Origin of the sequence: Thermococcus sp. 21S9, assembly GCF_012027635.1 — an archaeon.
Lineage (GTDB): Archaea > Methanobacteriota_B > Thermococci > Thermococcales > Thermococcaceae > Thermococcus.
The window spans coordinates 1-425 of sequence record NZ_SNUS01000047.1; the positions used below are offsets into that span (position 1 = coordinate 1).

A 425-nucleotide genomic window follows, 5' to 3' on the forward strand; every position below is an offset into this window, starting at 1 on the left:
TCAGGGACTTGAATGCCCTTGGAGGTTTGGCCAAGCTTATGCCATTCACGGCAATCTTCACATTAATCGCTGCACTGTCAATTGCAGGAACTCCTCCGTTCAACGGATTCATGAGCAAGTGGATGATTTATCAATCAACATTCCTCTCAGGAAATGGTCTATTAGTGTTCTTTGGAGTGATGGCGCTATTCATAAGTGCTGCAACCTTGGCTTCATTCATAAAGTTCTATACTACCGCATTTGGTGGAGAACCAACTAAATTAACGCAGAACGTAAAAGAAGTTTCCTCCTCAATGCTCATTGCAAAAGGCTTCTTAGCTTCACTCTGTCTGCTCTTAGGTTTGATCCCAGCACTAATCTTGCCATTGCTCCTTTCACCAGGTAAGGCATTAGCTAATGTTGACTTAAGCGGATTAATAACCACT

At 42.8% G+C, this 425-nt stretch carries 1 protein-coding gene; it reads left to right on the forward strand.

What is annotated here, in order from left to right; translation table 11 throughout:
• The coding region (locus E3E28_RS10890) for a proton-conducting transporter membrane subunit (protein WP_277346792.1) at window positions 1-425 on the forward strand (425 nt) is incomplete at both ends.